The 17,861-nt window shown below is 67.2% G+C and carries 16 protein-coding genes; 8 read left to right on the top strand and 8 right to left on the bottom strand.

Annotation, left to right across the window (positions count from 1 at the left end; genetic code table 11):
* Positions 1–133 precede the first annotated feature (133 nt).
* The gene (locus RIB45_RS02655) at positions 134–1,306 is read right to left on the bottom strand and encodes a methyl-accepting chemotaxis protein (RefSeq protein ID WP_350048495.1); all 1,173 of its coding nucleotides are present in this window, start codon (positions 1,304–1,306) and stop codon (positions 134–136) included.
* Positions 1,281–1,805: a PAS domain-containing protein gene (locus tag RIB45_RS02660; protein ID WP_350048497.1), complete on the bottom strand. Its 525-nt coding sequence runs from the start codon at positions 1,803–1,805 to the stop codon at positions 1,281–1,283. Before RIB45_RS02660 ends, RIB45_RS02655 begins: the two co-directional genes overlap by 26 nt.
* A 320-nt stretch (positions 1,806–2,125) precedes the next feature.
* On the opposite strand from RIB45_RS02660, the gene acs reads away from it, so the two are divergent.
* Complete coding sequence (gene acs / locus RIB45_RS02665; RefSeq protein ID WP_350048499.1) at positions 2,126–4,075, top strand: acetate--CoA ligase; 1,950 nt, start codon at positions 2,126–2,128, stop codon at positions 4,073–4,075.
* 85 nt (positions 4,076–4,160) lie between these two features.
* On the opposite strand, the gene RIB45_RS02670 is transcribed toward acs, so the two are convergent.
* On the bottom strand, positions 4,161–5,561 hold the full coding sequence (locus RIB45_RS02670) for a pilus assembly protein TadG-related protein (protein WP_350048501.1): 1,401 nt from the start codon (positions 5,559–5,561) through the stop codon (positions 4,161–4,163).
* 202 nt (positions 5,562–5,763) lie between these two features.
* Between RIB45_RS02670 and RIB45_RS02675 the strand changes: the two genes are divergently transcribed.
* From RIB45_RS02675 to RIB45_RS02685, 3 genes are all read left to right on the top strand, one after another.
* Positions 5,764–6,330 (top strand): TadE/TadG family type IV pilus assembly protein, encoded by a 567-nt coding sequence (locus RIB45_RS02675; protein ID WP_350048503.1) that lies wholly within the window; start codon positions 5,764–5,766, stop codon positions 6,328–6,330.
* Positions 6,331–6,345: 15 nt separating this feature from the next.
* Positions 6,346–6,894, top strand: a complete 549-nt coding sequence (locus RIB45_RS02680) for a TadE/TadG family type IV pilus assembly protein (protein ID WP_350048505.1) — start codon at positions 6,346–6,348, stop codon at positions 6,892–6,894.
* Positions 6,895–7,099: 205 nt separating this feature from the next.
* Positions 7,100–7,654 carry a PAS domain-containing protein gene (locus RIB45_RS02685; protein WP_350048507.1) on the top strand — a complete coding sequence of 185 codons (555 nt, stop codon included), beginning with the start codon at positions 7,100–7,102 and terminating at the stop codon, positions 7,652–7,654.
* A 5-nt stretch (positions 7,655–7,659) separates the two neighbouring features.
* On the opposite strand, the gene RIB45_RS02690 is transcribed toward RIB45_RS02685, so the two are convergent.
* The gene (locus RIB45_RS02690) at positions 7,660–9,807 is read right to left on the bottom strand and encodes an HD domain-containing phosphohydrolase (RefSeq protein ID WP_350048509.1); all 2,148 of its coding nucleotides are present in this window, start codon (positions 9,805–9,807) and stop codon (positions 7,660–7,662) included.
* 254 nt (positions 9,808–10,061) lie between these two features.
* Between RIB45_RS02690 and RIB45_RS02695 the strand changes: the two genes are divergently transcribed.
* Together RIB45_RS02695 and RIB45_RS02700 are read left to right on the top strand one after the other, a co-directional pair.
* Positions 10,062–10,724 carry a transglutaminase-like cysteine peptidase gene (locus tag RIB45_RS02695; protein WP_350048511.1) on the top strand — a complete coding sequence of 221 codons (663 nt, stop codon included), beginning with the start codon at positions 10,062–10,064 and terminating at the stop codon, positions 10,722–10,724.
* 137 nt (positions 10,725–10,861) lie between these two features.
* Positions 10,862–11,047, top strand: coding sequence for a hypothetical protein (locus RIB45_RS02700; protein WP_350048513.1), 186 nt, complete (start codon positions 10,862–10,864; stop codon positions 11,045–11,047).
* A gap of 96 nt (positions 11,048–11,143) precedes the next feature.
* Here RIB45_RS02700 and RIB45_RS02705 read toward each other — a convergent pair whose 3' ends face one another.
* A complete protein-coding gene (locus tag RIB45_RS02705) occupies positions 11,144–12,676 on the bottom strand; it encodes a sensor histidine kinase (protein ID WP_350048515.1) in 1,533 nt (510 codons plus the stop codon).
* Positions 12,673–13,191, bottom strand: a complete 519-nt coding sequence (locus RIB45_RS02710; RefSeq protein ID WP_350048517.1) for a putative pterin-binding protein — start codon at positions 13,189–13,191, stop codon at positions 12,673–12,675. Before RIB45_RS02710 ends, RIB45_RS02705 begins: the two co-directional genes overlap by 4 nt.
* A 236-nt stretch (positions 13,192–13,427) precedes the next feature.
* Between RIB45_RS02710 and RIB45_RS02715 the strand changes: the two genes are divergently transcribed.
* The gene (locus RIB45_RS02715) at positions 13,428–14,696 is read left to right on the top strand and encodes an EAL domain-containing protein (protein WP_350048519.1); all 1,269 of its coding nucleotides are present in this window, start codon (positions 13,428–13,430) and stop codon (positions 14,694–14,696) included.
* A 10-nt stretch (positions 14,697–14,706) separates the two neighbouring features.
* A complete protein-coding gene (gene cbiB, locus RIB45_RS02720) occupies positions 14,707–15,720 on the top strand; it encodes an adenosylcobinamide-phosphate synthase CbiB (RefSeq protein ID WP_350048521.1) in 1,014 nt (337 codons plus the stop codon).
* Positions 15,721–15,890: 170 nt separating this feature from the next.
* Here the strand turns inward: cbiB and RIB45_RS02725 are convergent, their stop codons facing one another.
* Together RIB45_RS02725 and RIB45_RS02730 are read right to left on the bottom strand one after the other, a co-directional pair.
* A complete protein-coding gene (locus RIB45_RS02725) occupies positions 15,891–17,123 on the bottom strand; it encodes a pyridoxal phosphate-dependent aminotransferase (RefSeq protein ID WP_350048523.1) in 1,233 nt (410 codons plus the stop codon).
* 131 nt (positions 17,124–17,254) lie between these two features.
* Positions 17,255–17,743, bottom strand: coding sequence for a helix-turn-helix domain-containing protein (locus RIB45_RS02730; RefSeq protein WP_350048525.1), 489 nt, complete (start codon positions 17,741–17,743; stop codon positions 17,255–17,257).
* Positions 17,744–17,861: the final 118 nt, after the last annotated feature.

The raw sequence follows: 17,861 nt of genomic DNA on the forward strand, positions 1-17,861 counted from the left end.
GTCTTCCTTGATGGGAGAGGAAAGGGGAGCCGACGGCGCGCTCCTTGGCCTCGCCGAAGAGAGTCCAATCCCCCGCGAAAGCGGGGACCAGGGGGCGGGGCGTTTCATCCCCCTCTCCCTTGGTCGGAGAGGGTTACGCCCGCATCGTGTTGAGGAAATCCTCGACCGCGCTGCGCAGGCTCTCGGCCTGCTGGGAGAGTTCGCCGGCCGCCTGCAGCACGTCGGCGGCCGACCGGCCGGTCTCCTGGGCGGCGTCGGAGACCTCGCCGATCGTCTCGGAGACTTCCCGGGCGCTGCCGGCGGCCTCCTGCACGTTGCGGGCGATTTCCTGGGTGGCGGCCCCTTGCTCCTCGACAGCCGCGGAAATGGTGGAGGCGATCTGCTGGGTTTCGTCGATGATGCGGCCGATCTCGCGGATCGCGGCGACGGCCTCCCCGGTCGCGCCTTGCATGTCGTTGACCTGGCGGGTGATCTCCTCGGTCGCCTTGGCGGTTTGGGCGGCGAGGTTCTTCACCTCGTTCGCCACGACGGCGAAGCCCTTGCCGGCCTCGCCGGCGCGCGCCGCCTCGATGGTGGCGTTGAGCGCCAGCAGGTTGGTCTGATCGGCGATGTCGCGGATCAGGTCGATCACCTCGCCGATATGGCCGGCCGCCTTGGTCATGCCGTCGACCTTGCTGTCGGCGTCGGCGGCGGCGTCGACCGCCTTGGCGGTGACGTCCGTCGAGCGCGAGACGGAGCGGCCGATCTCTTCGGTGGAGGCGGCGAGCTCTTCGGCCGCGGCGGCCACGGTTTCGACATTATGGCTGGCGCTTTCCATCGAGCCCTTGACGGTCTCGGCGCGGTCCGACGTCCCGGCGGCCTGGCTCTGCATGCCGCCGGCGGTCGCCTCCATCTCGGTGGCGGCGGAGGCGAGGATGTCGACGATGCCCTTGACCGAGTTTTCGAACTGATCGGCCATCTGGGTCACGCGCTGGTCGCGCTTCTGCATGTATTCGACCGCCTCGTTGATTGATTGCGCGGATCGGCGGAATTCGCCCTGCAATCCTCGCAGCAGAATGCGGCGGAAGAACTTGCCGTCGGCGACATGCTTCAGCGACGCTTCCGACTCGCGCGTGAAGGCGTCGACCACGTCCAGCAGATGATTGACCGAATGCTGCAGCTCGGCGAGTTGACCCGCCTCGTCGATCCCGACGACGCGCGCCTCCATGTCGCCGGCGGCGGCGCGTTTGCAGATTTCGACCGTGCGCGCGATCTCTTGCGACAAGGCGCCGCGCCCGGCGTCAGAGCGCGAAAATAAATTCTTCATAGGGCATTCCCGTCTTCGCGATGGTGTCTTCCAAGAGACGCCGGCTTGCGGCGAGGCCGTCCTTGGCGTTGGCGTGGCGCTTCTCTTCGGCCAGCAGCGCCTCGTAGATCGGCTCGATTGCGGCTACCTGCGCGTCGGTGGGGCTGCGGCGGTTCGAATGATAGCCGACGATCTCGCCGCGCGCGTTCAGGCTGGGCGTGACATGGGCGAACACCCAGTAATGATCGCCGCCCTTCGCCATGTTTTTGACATAGGCGAAGATCTCGCGCTTGGCCTCGACCACGTCCCAGAGCAGCTTGAAGACGGCGCGCGGCATGTCCGGATGGCGCACGATCGAATGCGGCTGTCCCAGCACCTCGGACTCGGTGAAATCGGCGACTTTCAGGAAGACGTCGTTGGCGTAGGTGATCCGCCCCTTCAGGTCTGTCTTGGAGACGATGATCTCGTTCTCCCCGAAGGTGCGGGCGCGCCCGGTGGGCGCGACGGCGTACTTGGCCATGATTCGGAGCGGCCTCTCTTGCAAAGTATGATGAAGCGATCGACCCGGCGCGCCGGGTCGATCGCGGCCAAGATAGGCCTAAAGGGTTAGCGAAAGATTGATATCGCTCAGTTTCTTCTTAGGTGCAGCGGGTGAGAATCGCATGCGCCGGCGGCAAAAGCGCCGGATTGCGGGGCCTGCGGGTCCTCGCGTCTGTTGAAGCCCCGGCGAGAGTTCGGCAAAGTGCCGACTAACAACGAGGGCGGCGCGCCGACGATCGCGCGGCGCCGAAGGATAAAGGGCCGCAAACCGGTCCGTCTCTAAGAGCAGAGGGGAAGCCCATGTCCGAAGTCGAGACCTATCCGGTCCCGGGCGACATCGCGAAGTCCGCCTGGATCGACAACGACGACTACCAGAAAATGTACAAGCAGTCGGTCGAGGATCCGGAAGGATTCTGGGCCGAGCACGGCAAGCGCGTCGACTGGATCAAGCCGTTCACCAAGGTGAAAGACGTCGACTTCACGGCGCCGGGCGTCTCCATCAAGTGGTTCTACGACGGCACGCTGAACGCCTGCTACAACTGCGTGGACCGTCACCTGGAGAAGCGCGGCGATCAGGTTGCGATCCTGTGGGAGGGCGACGAGCCCGATCAGGACAAGAAGATCACCTACAAAGAGCTCCACGCGGAGGTCTGCAAGCTCGCCAACGCGATGAAGGCGAAAGGCGTGAGCAAGGGCGATCGGGTCTGCATCTATATGCCGATGATCCCCGAGGCCGCCTACGCGATGCTGGCGTGCGCGCGCATCGGCGCGATCCATTCCGTGGTCTTCGGAGGCTTCTCGCCGGACAGCCTGGCCGGCCGCATCCAGGATTCCGAATGCAAAGCCGTGATCACCTCCGACGAAGGGCTGCGCGGGGGCCGCAAAGTGCCGCTCAAAGGCAATACCGACAAGGCGCTGGAGACCTGTCCGTCGGTCGAGACCGTCTTCGTCGTCAAGCGCACCGGCGCCGACGTTGAGATGAAGGACGGCCGCGACGTCTGGTATCACGAGGCGACGGAAGGCGAGAGCGCCGATTGCCCGGTCGAGGAGATGGGTGCGGAGGACCCGCTTTTCATCCTCTACACCTCCGGCTCGACGGGCAAGCCAAAGGGCGTGCAGCACACGACCGGCGGCTATCTGGTCTACACCTCGATCACCCATCAGTACGTCTTCGACTACAAGGACGGCGAGATCTACTGGTGCACGGCCGACGTCGGCTGGGTGACCGGACACAGCTACATCGTCTACGGGCCGCTCTCAAACGGCGCGACGACGCTGATGTTCGAGGGCGTGCCGAACTACCCGGACGCCTCGCGCCATTGGCAGGTGATCGACAAGCACGACGTCAACATCTACTACACCGCGCCGACCGCCATCCGCGCCCTGATGCGCGAAGGCGACGAGCCGGTGAAGAAGACCTCGCGCAAAAGCCTGCGCATCCTGGGGACCGTCGGCGAGCCGATCAATCCCGAGGCCTGGCGCTGGTACTACGAGGTGGTGGGCGACAGCCGCTGCCCGATCGTCGACACCTGGTGGCAGACCGAGACCGGCGGCATCCTGATCACGCCGCTGCCGGGCGCGACGGAGTTGAAGCCCGGGTCGGCGACGCGGCCGTTCTTCGGGGTCGAGCCGGAGATCGTCGACAACGAGGGCAATCCGCTCGAAGGCGCGACCGAGGGCAATCTGTGCATCAAGCAGAGCTGGCCCGGTCAGATGCGCACGGTCTACGGCGACCATGAACGCTTCGAGCAGACCTATTTCATGACCTATAAGGACCGCTATTTCACCGGCGACGGCTGCCGCCGGGACGAAGACGGCTATTACTGGATCACCGGCCGGGTCGACGACGTGATCAACGTCTCCGGCCACCGCATGGGCACGGCCGAGATCGAGAGCTCGCTGGTGGGTCACCCAAAGGTCGCGGAGGCCGCCGTCGTCGGCGCGCCGCACGACCTCAAGGGCCAGGGCATCTACGCCTACGTCACCCTGAATGCGGGCGAGGAGCCGTCGGACGACCTCAAGAAGGAGCTCGTCCAGTGGGTCCGCAAGGACATCGGACCGATCGCCAGCCCCGACTGGCTGCAGTGGGCGCCGGGCCTGCCGAAGACCCGGTCCGGCAAGATCATGCGCCGCATCCTGCGCAAGATCGCCGAGGACGAATACGGCAGCCTGGGCGACACCTCGACGCTGGCCGATCCGGGCGTCGTCGACGACCTGATCGACAACCGGCAGAACCGCAAGGCGGGGTGACGCCCGGCGGCCGGGAGAAGAAAAAGAAGGGCGGGGCCCCGTGCGGCTCCGCCCTTTTTTGTCGGGATAGCAGCCCGCGGCCGGGCTATTGCGCGATCCGCAGGTTGCTGAGCTCGGAGCCGATCTCCTGGAAGACGACCGAGAGTTCGTCGTTCGACGGGCTGTCGTAATAGTGATCGGCGCTTGACGCGCAGGTGCGGTAGAGGTCGCGGGTGGGCCCGTGGGTCAATTGGAAGGTTATCGTGAAAATGATGATCCCCTCCGCCTTCATCGCCGCGCAGGCGGCCGCCATCCGGGCGTCGACCTCATCCTCGGCGTCGGCGCGGTTCGCGGTTCCAAGCCGCGCCCAGCCGACCCGTCCGTAGCCGCCGTAGTCGGAACCGTCAGGGCCGCCGCCTTCGTGATCGTAGAACTGATTGACGCCGTCGGTCAGCATCACGACCACCTTGTCCATGAGCGGCTTGTCATAGTCAAAGGGCATGTCGGCGGGCGTGTTCAGCCCCCATAGGCTTCTCCATTTCGGAGAGATCGTCCGCCATCCCCAGACAAGGCCGAGGTTGCCCATGGTCCCGCCGCGATGCCAGGGCTCCATGGCCGCGATGGCGTCTTCCACGTCCTGGCGCCAGTCGGTGAGCGGCGTGATCGGCGAGGCGCAGCCGAGATTGGGGCCGGCGCCGTTGTTCTGCGCCGAATTCGCGTCGTTGATCGGCGGCCAGACATTGTCCACGTCGGTTGGATAAAAGTAGGGCGACCAACCGGCCACGGACGGCGGATCGTCCGTCTGATCGCCGGGGGCGGCGCGCGCTTCGACGCACCCCTTCCAGCTTGTCCCCGCGTAAAGGCTGGGATCGTAGCCGTCGAGCCAGGCGCTGTTGACGTCGCCGACATTCACCGCCACCGCGTAGGGCACGACCGAGATCCAAAGGTTGTCCACGGTCTGCCGGTCGCCGTAGAGGATGTCGACCAGTTCCTGCGCGGCCGCCTTCATCGCATCGATCTTGCCGCCGCCGCGCATCGACCCGGTGTTGTCCATCACCAGCGCCAGCTCCATGCCGCGCACGCTGCGCTGGACCACGGTTTCGGCCCCGACCCGCAGGCGATCCTGCCCCAGCACCTGCATGAAGGTGGTCGGGATCTCGGCGCTGGCGGCGACGCGGATCGTCTCCTGGGCGGAATCGATCGTAATCGTCGGGCCGTCGATGGCCGCGCGCATGAAATCGGCCGGCAGATTGGCCTCGAAGAAGGCGTTGACGGTCTGGTCGACCGTATCGGGATCGAGGTCCTTGCCCCCGGCCAGCGCCGCCGCGTCCAGCGCGTGGACGAGCTGGCTTTTCAGCGTGTAGCCGCGCATGGCGTCGACCGAAAGGCCGATCGCGCCCACCATCGGGATCACGGCGAGCGCGAGCAACGGCGCCGCGCCGCCGCCCTCGGCGTGCAGAAAGCGCGACCAAGCGCGCGAGAGATGTGCGACGACGGCGCGGATCATCGATCCTCATCCTTGACGTCTCAGAAGGCCGATATGAGCGCGGACGGCGACGAAAGGCCAGCACCATCGCTTAAAAAAATCATGAAATGCCAGATAGTTAACACACAAATCGCCTCAAATCTCGGATAAATCCCGGGCGATCCCGCTTGCCTTCCGCGCCGCCTGGCGCGCTTTATGGACGCCCTGTTTTAGGAGAGGGCCGATGCTGCGCGCCTTTTTGCGGCGGCCCGACGGGTCCGCCAGTCTGGAGTTCGCCTTCGCCGCGCCGATCTTGATCCTGGCGATGATCGGGATCTTTGAATTGGCGATGTTGCTCTTCACCAATGCGGTGGTGGAGGGGGCGGTGCGCTCGGCCTCGCGGTTCGGGCTGACCGGCCAGACCACCACCGGGATCAGCCGCGAGGAGGTGATCGTCGAGAAGATCCGAGACGGCTCGCTCGGCCTCGTCGAGATCACGACCGACGACATCGACGTGCTGGTCTATCCGAGATTCGCCGACGTCGGCCGGCCCGAACCCTTCGACGACGCCAACGGCAACGGCGCCTTCGATCCGGGCGAAGGTTTCAGCGACGTGAACGGCAACGGCCAGTGGGATTCGGACATGGGAGCCGCCGGGGCGGGGGGGCCCGGCGAGGTGGTGGTCTATCGCGTGCGCTATCAGCGCGGCATGATGACCGGGCTGCTGATGGACAGCTTCGGCGCGAGCGTCGACATGGCGGCCTCGATCGCCGTGCGGAACGAGCCTTTCGACCCGGCGACCGGCGGTTGAGGGGACGGAGGGCGCATGACGACCGGCTTCCTCAGGTTCCTGCGCCGACGCGATGGCGGCGTGCTGGTCGAAACCGCCGTCATCATGCCGATCCTCATGATGCTGCTGCTCGGCGGATTCGAGGTCGGGCGATATTTCCTGGTGGGGCAGAAGCTGCAGCGCGCCGCGATGACGGTCGCGGACCTCGCCTCGCGGACCGAGGTGATGAACGCCGGCGACCTCGACGACCTGTTCGCCGCCGCGCGGGAGGTCGCGCGCCCCTTCGCTTTGGAGGCCGACGCGCGCGTCGTCGTCACCTCCGTCGTGCGGCCGGCGGACGGCGGAGATCCGGTGGTCGAGTGGCAGCGCGCTTCCGGCTCCGGGGCGTGGGCCAGCGCCGTCGGCGTCGAGGGCGGGACGGCCGCGATCGCCGACCCGAACCTTATAAAGGCCGGTCATTCGATCATCATCGCCGAGGCGGCTTTCATCTACCGGCCGGTGCTGTTCGACGACATGACGACGCAAACGCTGACCGCGGAGGCGAGCTTTCGGCCGCGCTTTTCACGAAAGGTGACCCTGGAATAGCCGGCGCGCGGCGGCCGGACGCTCGCTCGGTCGTTCAGCCCGATCGCCGGCCGAATGGCGAAGGAAAGGGCGGGGCCTCCCGGTCTCGCCCTTTTCCTTTGCGTCCCCGGCGCGTAGGGTGCCTCCGCACTGGGACGGGCGGCGCGAGAGGCCGGCGCGGCTTGGCGGCGAGAGGCGCCGTCGCGGCGCAGACGCCGGGGACGGCATGAGTTCTGACGCGCATGAATTGTTGGCGTGGCGCTATCTGGCCTGCCCGCTTGAGGGCGAGGCCGAGCGTTTCGGGCCGTTCCGCGATCTCGTCTCCCTGTGGCGGGCGCGCCGGCCCGCCGGCGCCGTCCTGCCGCCGCGCGCGGCGCTCGACTTCTACGATCTGACGGCGTGGCTGGGGCGCGTCTTCATCGCCGAGGTGACGCAAGCGCCCTTCGATCTGCGCGTCCGGCTTTGGGGGACGGAGCTGACGCGCTGGTGGGGGGTCGACTACACGGGCAAGACGCTGGGCGGCGAATCGCGCAATCCGGACCTTTTCCGTCTGGTCGAATTCGCCTATTTCGAGGCGATGGCCGCCAATCCCTTCATCGGGATCGCCGCCGGCCGGCTCGACCAGCACGAGCGCGCCCACATCAAGGTGATGGGCCTCGACCTGCCGCTGGGCGCCGCCGACGGCCGGCTGACGCACGTCCTCTCCGCGCACATCGAGATAGCCCTCGACCAGGAGCCGGAGACCCTGATCCCGGAACTGCCGGTGCTGCGGAGGTTTTAGGCCGCTCACGCCGGCGGCGGCTGGTCGTCCTCCGGCGGCTCGCCGAAATCGGCCCATTTGTCGCGGCCGCCGCGGTTGTCGAGGACGTTGGCGAGCGCGACGACGACCGAGCGGTCGAACTTCTTGTTCCCCTCCTGCAGCAGGATGTCGACCGCCTTGTCGAAATCCATGCCCGAGCGCCAGGCCCGCGCCGAGACCATGCCGACGAAGGCGTTCGCGGCGGCGGCGATGCGGGCCGTGACCTCGATCTGCTCGCCCTTCAGGCCCTGCGGGCCGCCGCTGCCGTCGTAATTCTCCTGCAGCTGGGCCAGCGTCTCGTAAACCGGGCCGTCGAAGTCGATGCGCCGCACCATCTCGGCGCTGGTCAGCACCGATTGCTGGATCATTCGCATTTCCTCGTCGGTGAGCTGGCCCTGTTTGGTCAGCACCTCCGAGGGCACGGCGATCTTGCCGAGATTCATCAGGTTGCCCGCGATGTTGGTGGTCTCGACCAGGGTGCGGTCGAGCTCCATCTCCTCCGCCACCGCCCGGGCCACGCGGCCGACGCGCGCCGAATGATGGGCCGAGTAGGGGTCGCGCTGATCGACGACCGAGACCAGCGTCTCCACCAGCTGGCGCATGGCGTTTTCGCGGCGCTCGCGCTCCTTGACGCTGTCAGTGATGTCCTGGCTCACCATCAGCACGCCGGGCGGGAAATCCTCGCGCGCGGGCAGCGGGATCAGGTCGGAGCGATAGACCCGCGGGCCGCCTTCGCCCAGCTCCATCTCATGGGTGAAGCTCTGCGCCTCGTCCTTATCCAGGGTCTCCTTCACCCAGCCCGCGATGCGCTTGCCCTCCACCGGGCCGAGGACGGCGGAGACGTGCTTGTCGAACATGTCGCCCCGCTCCATCCGGGCGAGGTTGAGGGCCTTCTGGTTGAACCAGCGGAAATGCCCGTGCTCGTCCATGATGACGATGACGTTGGGCTGGCTGTCGGTCACCAGATGCATGAAGTTGCGCTGACCCTGGAAGCGCTTGGCCAGCTGTTCGAAGCGGGTCGCCGCCTCGTTGGCGCGCTTCGAGGTGCCGTAGTACCAGAGCGCCACCATGCCGCCGAGCACCAGCAGGATGATCAGCCCGAAGACGATCATCAGGGTGTTGAGGCGCTCTTCGCTCTCGGCCAGCGCTTCCGAGCGATCGACCTTATAGAGCAGGGTCCAGGGCACTTGCTCGAAGCCCCGGCTGATCGCCAGCACCTCGTTCCCGTCGTAATCGGTGCGGATCGCGAAGCCGCCCGGGGTCTGGATCGCCCAGGCGGCGGCCAGCCCGGCCGTGTCCATGGCGAGCTTGGTCTTCAGCGGCCCCGTCCCGTCGGCCAGCGGCGTCAGGTACTCCGCCGTCTGCCCGCTCTGGCGCACCAGCAGCGTCTCCGAGGTCTCCTCCGTCGCGCCCGGCTGTTCGAGCAGCGGGAACAGCTCGTCCCCAACCTCCTTCACGCCGATCACGGTGGCGAGCTGGGTCGCCGCGCTCTCCTCCGCCTGCAGCGCGAAGACGGGAACCGCAAAGGCCATCGCCGGGTTGCCGGAGGCGTTGAGATACATGTCCGAGATCCCGGCCGAGCCGGGCTCAAGCTCCGCCAGGAAGCTCTGAATCTTACCTTGGATCGGCGGGAAGCCGGGGCTTGAGACGACGATCAACCCGTCGTCGGCCACCAACGCCAGCCCGGCGACGCCGACGCGGTTGACGTTGGCGTTGACCTCGGGTCCCGAAATTTCGCCGGTGAAGCCGGCGCGGTCGGCGACCACCGTCAGCAGGTTCTGCAGATAGCCGAGCTCGGCCGGCGCGTCCTCGTCGCCGGCGCTCGCGCCCTCCTCGTGCAACAGCGTCATATAGAGCTGGACCGACTGGTTGTCGGCGACGCCGCGCAGATCCTCCAACTGCCCGTCGAGCCAGCGGTCGATGTCGGCGAAGCGGCTGTCGGCGACGATCGCCATGCGCGACTGCCAGTCGCGCAGCTCGCGCTCGCGCTCCGCCTCGGTGAATTGAAAGACGAGATAGAAGCCGACGGCCGCCGCGACGACGAGCGCCGCGCCGGTCGCCAGCATGCGGACGGCGGCGCTTTTGCCGCCCTGATCGGCGCCGGCCGCCTTGACCGCCGCGTCGCTGCTGCTCAAGACCCTAAGTCCTTCCCCCTCGAGGGGTCCCGACGCCTGCCCTCCGTCGGACCGCCCCTTTGTGACGCCGCCTGTTGTGACGGCGCGCACAGCGTAACCGATTGATCCGCGGCACTCTACTAGAGATCGCCGGGCGCGGCGCGATACGGACTTGAACCCCGTCGCCGCTCGGGTCATAGAGGTCGACGGGTGGGGAGGCCGCGCGCCGGCGTCTCGCGGAAGCGCGGCGATCCCGCGCCGTTTGGGAGCTGTAGATGACGACGCGACGCGCCATCCCCCTGGCCCTGCTGGCCGCCGCCGGGCTGTTGACGGCCGCGCTTTTCCTAGCGCCCGCGGGTCCCGCGCAGGCGGCCGGCTACAAGCTGTTCGGCACCAACGAGATCAGCTCCGACAAGCTCGAAAAATTCAACAAATGGACCGACGCGCTGGCGCGCTACGAGGACGAGGCGCCGGCGGAGTTGAATGTCTGCCAGCCCAGCGCGAACGAGAAATGCCACACCGCGCGGTGGCGGATCTTTCTGAAGCAGATCGCCCAGCGCCCCCCGATGGAGCAGCTGCAGCTGGTCAACGAATACCTCAACAAGTGGCTCTACATTCTCGATCCCGTGAACTACAACAAGAAGGACTATTGGGCGACGCCGCGCCAGTTCCTCTACCGAAACGGCGACTGCGAGGATTACGCCTTCGCGAAATACGTCTCCCTCGCCCATCTGGGATTCCCCAAGGACCAGATGCGCATCGTCGTGCTGCAGGACCTCAATCTGAAGATCCCGCACGCCGTTCTGGTGGTCTATATCGACGGCAAGGCCTGGCTGCTCGACAATCAGATCGGTCAGGTGATCGAGGCCAACCGCGTCACCCACTACAAGCCCATCTTCTCCATCAACGAGAGCCGGTGGTGGCTGCACCGGGGGTGAGGCGGCGTCCGGACGGCTGCAGGAGCGCCCCAATTCGGCATAAAGATGCGCTCGCCAAAATAGAGGGGGCGGGCGGTCTAATCGCCGCGCCCCATTGACCCCGTCACGGACCCGAGAAGAGACGAGGGAAAGCCTTCATGGCTGGTCGAGACAAGAAGCCGGACTTCGCCGACGCGCCGGTTCTGCCGGTGAATCCGGGGGTGACGAACAACGACGTTCGGATCGACGAAGAGGTTTTGCGGCGCAACGAAGAGGATTTGAGCGCTGATCGCGAGGCGCGTTTCGAGGCGCGCCTCAATCGTCTGCGTGCCGAAACCCGCTAACCAGCCGCTGAGCGAGGACTTCGATTTCCGCAACAGCATCCCGACGGTCAAATCCTATGTGACGCCCGGCGGGGCCGGCGCGCCGACCCGTTCGGATTAAGCCGCCGGCAGTTCGACCGTCGCGCGCGCCCCGGCGCCGGGCGCGCCGTCCAACGTCAGCCGGCCGCCGTGACGGCCTTCGACGATATTGCGGCAGATCGACAGGCCCTGACCTGCGCCTCGACCCGGCGGCTTTGTGCTGAAAAAAGGATCGAAAACCCGCGCCAGCGTCGCCTGATCCAACCCGGCGCCGTTGTCTGCGACGACCAGCCGGACGCACGGACCGCCGCCGGCGCCGCGCGCCGCCGTCGAAAGACTGAGGCGGATCAGCCCCGGGCGCAGGGGCGCGTCTTCCTGCATCACGCGCTCGCGCACGGCGTCGGCTGCGTTGGTCAGCAGGTTGAGGACGACCTGGCTGAGTTCGCCCGCGCGGCCGCGCACCAGGACCGGAGCGTGCGGCAAGTCGAGGTCGACCCGGATCGCGCCGCCGATCTCGTTTTTCGCGAGCGTGAGCGTGGTGCGCGCCACCGCGTTGAGATCGACCTCGGCCTTATCGCCGTCGTCGGCGTAGGTGAAGCGCCGCACCGCCCGCGTGATGTCCCCGATGCGCGTCAGGCCGCTCCGCATTTCGGCCAGCGCCTGCGGCAGCTCCGCGCGCAAATAGTCGCGACGCGCCTGCGCGTCGGCGTCTTTCGGCGCCTCCGACGCGAGAAGGTCGTCGATCCCCTCCTGCACGAAGGTCAAATTGTCCGAGACGAACTGCGCCGGCGTGTTGATCTCGTGGGCGACCCCGCCGGCGAGCGCGCCCAGCGCCTGCAGCTTCGCCGCCCGCAGCCCCTCCTCATGCAATCGCATCGCGAGCTGTTTGGCCTCGATCCGGCGAAACGCCGCGACCGCCGCGAAGCCGGTCGCCGCGATCAATATCACGACCAGCAGAAAGACGGCTTCCATCACCAGCAGCAGGTGCTGCAATTCGGCGTTCTGGGCGGTGTTCAGCTGCATGGTCCGGCTGGCGGCGGCGACGGTCATGTCCTGGAGCGGATCGCGCAGCGGCCCCAGATGGGCGATCAACAGGCGGGCGATGACCCTCGGATCGCCCTCGACCGCCGCGCCGCCGCGCCGGCCCAGCGCCGCGTCCAACGCGGACACGGTTTCGGCCGTTTGGGCGACGGCCGGCGCGATGAGCGGATCTTTCACCACCGCGGCGAAAACGTCGGCCTGCTGCAACAGCGTCAGGCGGCTGACGAAGATATCGTAGGCGAGCAACAGATCGGCCGCCGCGATCGGCTCGCCCGCGGCGGCTCGTTCGGCGTCCAGCAGGGCGCTCAACAGCTCCTTCTGCAGCTGATAGAGGCCCCATTGCAGGTTTTCCCGATACTCCACCGTCTGCGCGCTGAGCCGGGAATAGGTCTCGTAGGCGAGGGCCGAAAACACCGCGACGCCGAGCGCGGCGGCCGCGACGGCGGCGAGCGTCGCGCGGGAGACGACGAGCCGCCCCAACGTTCGACGCGCCGCATAGCCGCGCCTGCCGGCCGGCCGGGTTGGGGCGGCCCGACGCATGCGGGCCATCGGCTCGCTCGTCGCGCTCATTCCACCGTGATCCGGCTCAATTGCCAGACCGAGCGCGCGAGATAAGCGTCTGTGCGAACCGCCGGATCCCCGTCGAAATTGAACAGGATCCACAACGGCCCCTTGTCGCGTACGCTGAGCCGCCGTCCGTCCATCTCCCAGACGAGGAGCGCGCCTCGCCCGATCGCGTCCGCGATCGGCATGGCGGAGGCGTAGTCGTTGAGGGCGCGGGCGCGCAGGCTGTCGCCTTCCGCCCCGGCGGCGTCGAGTACGGCCGCGAGGGGAACGCCGACGAAGCGGCGCACGCCCTCCGTCCAGGGCGTGGATGTCGAAAGCTCGACCGGTCCCAACGCCGTGAGCGCGGCCAGATCGAAGACGACGGGGCCGTCCGTCACCGCGCCGTCCACACTCAGGATCGGACGCCCGTCGTCGGCCGGCGCGGCGGGCGCCGGTCCGAGCGCCGTCGCGATCAGGACCGCGAACGCGACGAGCGGACCGAGGGAGAACGCGACACCGCGGCGGCGTACAGCGAGCATAGGGCTTCTCCTGACGGATCGGGACCGCGCGAGGCGCGCCGACGACCGGTTTGGGATAACGAAGAAACGACCGCGGCGGCGCCCCCATTTGAGGGGGCGCCGATCGGCCATGCCGCTTTCCCTGAGCGGATGGAGCGGCTAGGCTCGGCGTCTGGCGCGGGGGCGAAGGGGGACGCGGAGACGGCGGCGCGCGCGACGCCGGCTGGACGGCGAGGGGACGGAGAAGCGGAACGACGATGGCGCGTGAAGGCAATCTACCCAGTCAGGAATATTTGCTGCTGGACTATGTCCAGCGCCTTGAACGGCACCGCGAGGGGCGCCGTGCGGTGCATGTGCATCTGTCGCGCCTGAAGCCGCAGAATCGGCGCGAACATCACGTCCGCATCGCGATCAACACGATCGAGGAGTTCGTGCAGGCCTATGAGGGCCAGATCTTCCTGCTGGGCAACAACGACATCATCTTCGTCACCAAAGGCGCGACGCTGCCGCAGCTCGACGAGGCGGTGATGCGCCTGAAGTATCTGTTCAGCGAAGATCCGCTGACCATGCACGATCCGGAGGACGAGGCGGGGCACGGCCGCTTTGCGACCCTCTACAACATCGAGGGTCAGTACCACCGGTTTCAGGAGCTGTGCGAAAGCGTCTTCGAGGAGGAGCGTCAGCGCCAGAAGCGTCTTCAGAAGATGGCGGAGCAGACGGGCGACACGGTCGAGGACAGTCGCCGGCCGTTGAGCCCGGAGCAGCTCGGCAAGCTGGAGCAGTTCCTGGAGCGCGCCGACCTCTCCTCCGTTTTTCGCCGACAGGCGATTTGCGCGGTGGCGGAGAACAGCCCGCCCAAGCCGATCTTCAACGAGCTCTTCATCTCGATCATCGATCTGGCGCGCACCGTGCTGCCCGAGGTCAACCTCGCGGCCAACCGGTGGCTTTTTCAGCACCTTACCCAGACGCTGGATCGACGGGTCCTGAAGATGCTGACCCGGGCCGACGACAGCTCGTTGCACAGCTCCTTCTCGATCAACGTCAACGTCGCGACCCTGCTGGCGCCGGAGTTCCTGGATTTCGACAATTCGCTGCGCATGGGCGGGCGCGGCACGCTGGTGGTCGAGCTGCAGCTGATCGACATCCTGGCGGACTTTCAGGGCTACCTCTTCGCCCGCGACTTCGTGCGGGAGAAGGGCTACCGGATCTGCATCGACGGCGTGTCCGACGATCTCATTCCGTTCATCGACCGCCAGCGCCTCAGCGCCGATCTGGTGAAGCTGAACGCCAGCCAAGTGTTCGATCAGGGCGGCGATCCGGAGCGGCGCGAGGACATCGCCAAACAGGTGGAGCGCGTCGGGCGAGGCCGCATCATCCTTGCGCGCTGCGACAATGAGGCGATGGTGAAGACCGGCCAGGGCATGGGCATCACCATGTTCCAGGGCCGCCACCTGGATTCTGTGCTGCAGCAGCTTTCGCGCTCGCGCAATCCGCCGCCGCCCAAGGTTCAACGCAGCGGGCGATGACCCTCGGTCGATGACCCTCGCAGATCCCGTCGCGATCCTGAACGGCGCGCCCGGCGCGCTCGATCCTGCGCTGGTGCTGCTGGCGGCGCTGGCGCTGGACGCCTTGATCGGCGATCCGCGCTGGCTGTGGGCGGCGCTGCCTCACCCGGTCGTGCTGATCGGCAAGCCGATCGACTGGCTGGAGAAAAAGCTCAATCGGGCGGAACGCGGGCGGCTGGACCGCACGATCCGCGGGGCGGTGGTCGTCGGCGTCGTGGTCGGCGTCTGGGCGGCGATCGGCTGGGGGCTGCATCTTTTCTTCGCCTCCTTCCCGTACGGCATGGCGGCGGAGGCGGCGCTGGTCGCGGTGATGCTGGCGGGGCGAAGCCTCTACGATCATGTCGGCCGGGTCGCGAAGGCGCTGAAGACCGGCGGGGCGGAGGCGGGCCGCGAGGCCGTGCGCCACATCGTCGGCCGCGATCCCGACCAGTTGGACCGCCACGGCGTCGCGCGCTCGGCGATCGAATCGCTGGCGGAGAATTTCGCCGACGGCCTGGTGGCGCCCGCCTTCTGGTATCTGCTGCTCGGTTTGCCGGGACTCTTCGCCTATAAGGCGATCAACACGCTCGATTCCATGCTCGGCTACAAAAGCCCGCGGCTGAAGGCCTTCGGGCTGACTGCGGCGCGCCTCGACGATGCGGCGAACTACATCCCCGCGCGCCTCTCCGGCCTGTTAATCGGGATCGGCGCCGCCTTTGCGCCCGGCGCGGCGGCCGGCCGCGCGCTCAATTGGATGGTCAAGGAGTCGCCCAAGCACGCCTCTCCCAACGCCGGCTGGCCGGAGGCCGCGATGGCCGGCGCCTACGACTTCGCGCTCGGCGGCCCGCGCCGCTACCCCGGCGGCGTCAGCGAGGCCGCCTGGATCGGGTCGGGCCGCGCCCGCCTCGAGGCGCGCGACATCCGACGCGCCCAACGCCTCTACGTGATCGCCTGCGCCCTCGGCTGGATCGCGGTCGCCGGCGTCGCCTTGGCGGGGTGGGGGTGAGCGCATGGCCCCTCTCCCTGGGGAAAGGGGAGGGGGACGCTTCAGGAACCGTCACCCCGGCCTTGTGCCGGGGGAACGGCGGGCGGCGCTGCATGCGCGTGAGGCTGTTGGGCCGGAACCAAGGCCGGCCCGACGGGCCGCCGTCTTCAGGGGACCGGCGACGCGCGCCCTCAAAGCCGCTCCAGCGCCTCGCCGAGCCGCCGCACGGCCTCGCGGACCGTCTCCGGCTTCTGGGCGAAGCACAGGCGGTACCAGCCCTCCGCGCCGGGGCCGAACGCGGTGCCGGGCGCGACGCCGACCTTGGCCTCGCGCACCAGCTGTTGGGCGAAGGCGAGCGTGCGGTCCTGCGTCCCGTCGATCCGGAAGAAGGCGTAGAAGCTGGCGTCCGGCGGCGCGCAGTCGGCCACGTGCGGCAGGCCCGGCAGCGCGTCGAAGACGATGTCGCGGCTCTCCCGGCAATAGTCCACCATGCGGCGGACGAAGGGCTCGCCTTCGCGGATCGCAACGTCGGCCGCCTGCATCACGAAGGGCGGCACGCAGGAATAGTTGAACTCGATCATGTTGCCGAGCAATTCGCCGAACTGCGGCGGATGGACGGTCCAGCCGACGCGCCAGCCGGTCATCGCCCAGCTCTTGGAGAAGCTGTTGACGACGAAGACCGGATCGTCCGGCTCGACCTGCTCCAGGAAGCTGGGCGCGGCCCGGCCGTCATAGACCATGCGGCCGTAGACCTCGTCGGCGATGATCCAGATCCCGCGCTCCCGCGCGAAGGAGAGGAGCTCGGCGATCTGGTCGGCCGGCAACACCCAGCCGGTCGGGTTGTTGGGCGAGTTCACGAAGATCGCGCGGGTGCGCGCGTCGCACTTGGCCTTCAGCGCCTCCACGTCGAGGCGCCAGCCGCCGCCCTCGTCCCCACGCTCGGCCGGGGGAACCCGGTCCAGGCTGTGGAAGCGCGCCTCGCCGCCCAGCGCGCGCACCACCGACTGCGCGTTCGGCCAGACCGGACAGGCGATGATCGCGTTGTCGCCCGGATCGATCAGACACTGAAAGAGCAGCATGATGCCGGACATGCCGCTCGCCGTGACAGAGACGCGGTCGACGCCGATCTCCCGGCCGTAGAGGTCGCTCATATAGCCGGCGAGCGTCTCGCGCAGCTCGGGCGTGCCGCGCTTGTGGCTGTAAAAGGTCTCGCCGGCGGAAAGCGCGTCCTGCGCCGCCTTGCAGATGAAATCCGGCGTGGGCACGTCGCTTTCGCCGTACCAAAGCGGGATCACCGACTTGTCGCCCAGCGCGATCTGCGAGACCGCCAGGATCTGCTGCGTCTCTATCCCCGTCACCGCGGGGCGGACGTAGGCGGGAAACGCGCCGTACTCCGGCGGCGCGACGGAAGCGGCCTCTGGCATATCAAGTCTCTCGGAAATGGGTTCAATTTACTTCGAGGACCAGCATTCTTATCCGCGGCGAAAGACCAAGCAAGGCGCGAAGTATAGAGGCTCCCCTGATCATTCGATCAGGGGAGCCTTGTAGCTGTTGGTTATCCTGTATGGTCGAGCAACAATGAATTGTCCTCAGAAAGCGCATCCGCCATCTCTAGGGCCTTCTCTCGTATCCAGGACAGAATAATCGGCCTCATGAATGGTTGCGGAGCGGATTTTCCTTGAGCCCAGCGGCTGATCGTCGCTTCGCTTACTTCAAGGGTGGCCGCCAATTGACGGCTCGATATACCGTTTCTCTTCGCCATCGCGATTGCTTCCTGGAAGCGCTTGAGATCTTTGCCGTCAACCTGCTCGAGCAGACCCGCATAGGATCTAAGCGTGTTGACTTGAAGCTCAGCAAACGGGCCGGGGGTTTCCAGTACAGCTGGCATTGTCCATCGCCTCTCATTGAATATTGGAGCCGCGCCGTTGTAGAACGGGGGCGGCTCTCCGGTGAGGTGTCCGTCCGGCAACAACGATTTGGCGCCGCAAGCGTTACGAGCCATGCGGTGCACCTCGAAGCAGGACGACACGCGTTCAGCGTTCATTGGCATTGTCATTCGTCGTCAGTGAACGAACGGCGAGGCCGGGGCCAAAGCGATTGGTTGCCTTTGGCTCGGCCAATTTTTCCGCCGTGCAATCGAGCTCACATTTAGTCTCGATCTT

Origin of the sequence: Marivibrio sp. (genome assembly GCF_040218065.1) — a bacterium.
GTDB lineage: Bacteria > Pseudomonadota > Alphaproteobacteria > UBA8366 > Aestuariispiraceae > Marivibrio.

Excerpts from the sequence above, each read along its gene's own strand:
- RIB45_RS02655 (WP_350048495.1), bottom strand. The coding sequence starts at position 1,306 with ATGAAGAATTTATTTTCGCGCTCTGACGCCGGGCGCGGCGCCTTGTCG.
- RIB45_RS02660 (WP_350048497.1), bottom strand. The coding sequence starts at position 1,805 with ATGGCCAAGTACGCCGTCGCGCCCACCGGGCGCGCCCGCACCTTCGGG.
- acs (WP_350048499.1), top strand. The coding sequence starts at position 2,126 with ATGTCCGAAGTCGAGACCTATCCGGTCCCGGGCGACATCGCGAAGTCC.
- RIB45_RS02670 (WP_350048501.1), bottom strand. The coding sequence starts at position 5,561 with ATGATCCGCGCCGTCGTCGCACATCTCTCGCGCGCTTGGTCGCGCTTT.
- RIB45_RS02675 (WP_350048503.1), top strand. The coding sequence starts at position 5,764 with ATGCTGCGCGCCTTTTTGCGGCGGCCCGACGGGTCCGCCAGTCTGGAG.
- RIB45_RS02680 (WP_350048505.1), top strand. The coding sequence starts at position 6,346 with ATGACGACCGGCTTCCTCAGGTTCCTGCGCCGACGCGATGGCGGCGTG.
- RIB45_RS02685 (WP_350048507.1), top strand. The coding sequence starts at position 7,100 with ATGAGTTCTGACGCGCATGAATTGTTGGCGTGGCGCTATCTGGCCTGC.
- RIB45_RS02695 (WP_350048511.1), top strand. The coding sequence starts at position 10,062 with ATGACGACGCGACGCGCCATCCCCCTGGCCCTGCTGGCCGCCGCCGGG.
- RIB45_RS02700 (WP_350048513.1), top strand. The coding sequence starts at position 10,862 with ATGGCTGGTCGAGACAAGAAGCCGGACTTCGCCGACGCGCCGGTTCTG.
- RIB45_RS02705 (WP_350048515.1), bottom strand. The coding sequence starts at position 12,676 with ATGAGCGCGACGAGCGAGCCGATGGCCCGCATGCGTCGGGCCGCCCCA.
- RIB45_RS02710 (WP_350048517.1), bottom strand. The coding sequence starts at position 13,191 with ATGCTCGCTGTACGCCGCCGCGGTGTCGCGTTCTCCCTCGGTCCGCTC.
- RIB45_RS02715 (WP_350048519.1), top strand. The coding sequence starts at position 13,428 with ATGGCGCGTGAAGGCAATCTACCCAGTCAGGAATATTTGCTGCTGGAC.
- cbiB (WP_350048521.1), top strand. The coding sequence starts at position 14,707 with ATGACCCTCGCAGATCCCGTCGCGATCCTGAACGGCGCGCCCGGCGCG.
- RIB45_RS02725 (WP_350048523.1), bottom strand. The coding sequence starts at position 17,123 with ATGCCAGAGGCCGCTTCCGTCGCGCCGCCGGAGTACGGCGCGTTTCCC.
- RIB45_RS02730 (WP_350048525.1), bottom strand. The coding sequence starts at position 17,743 with ATGAACGCTGAACGCGTGTCGTCCTGCTTCGAGGTGCACCGCATGGCT.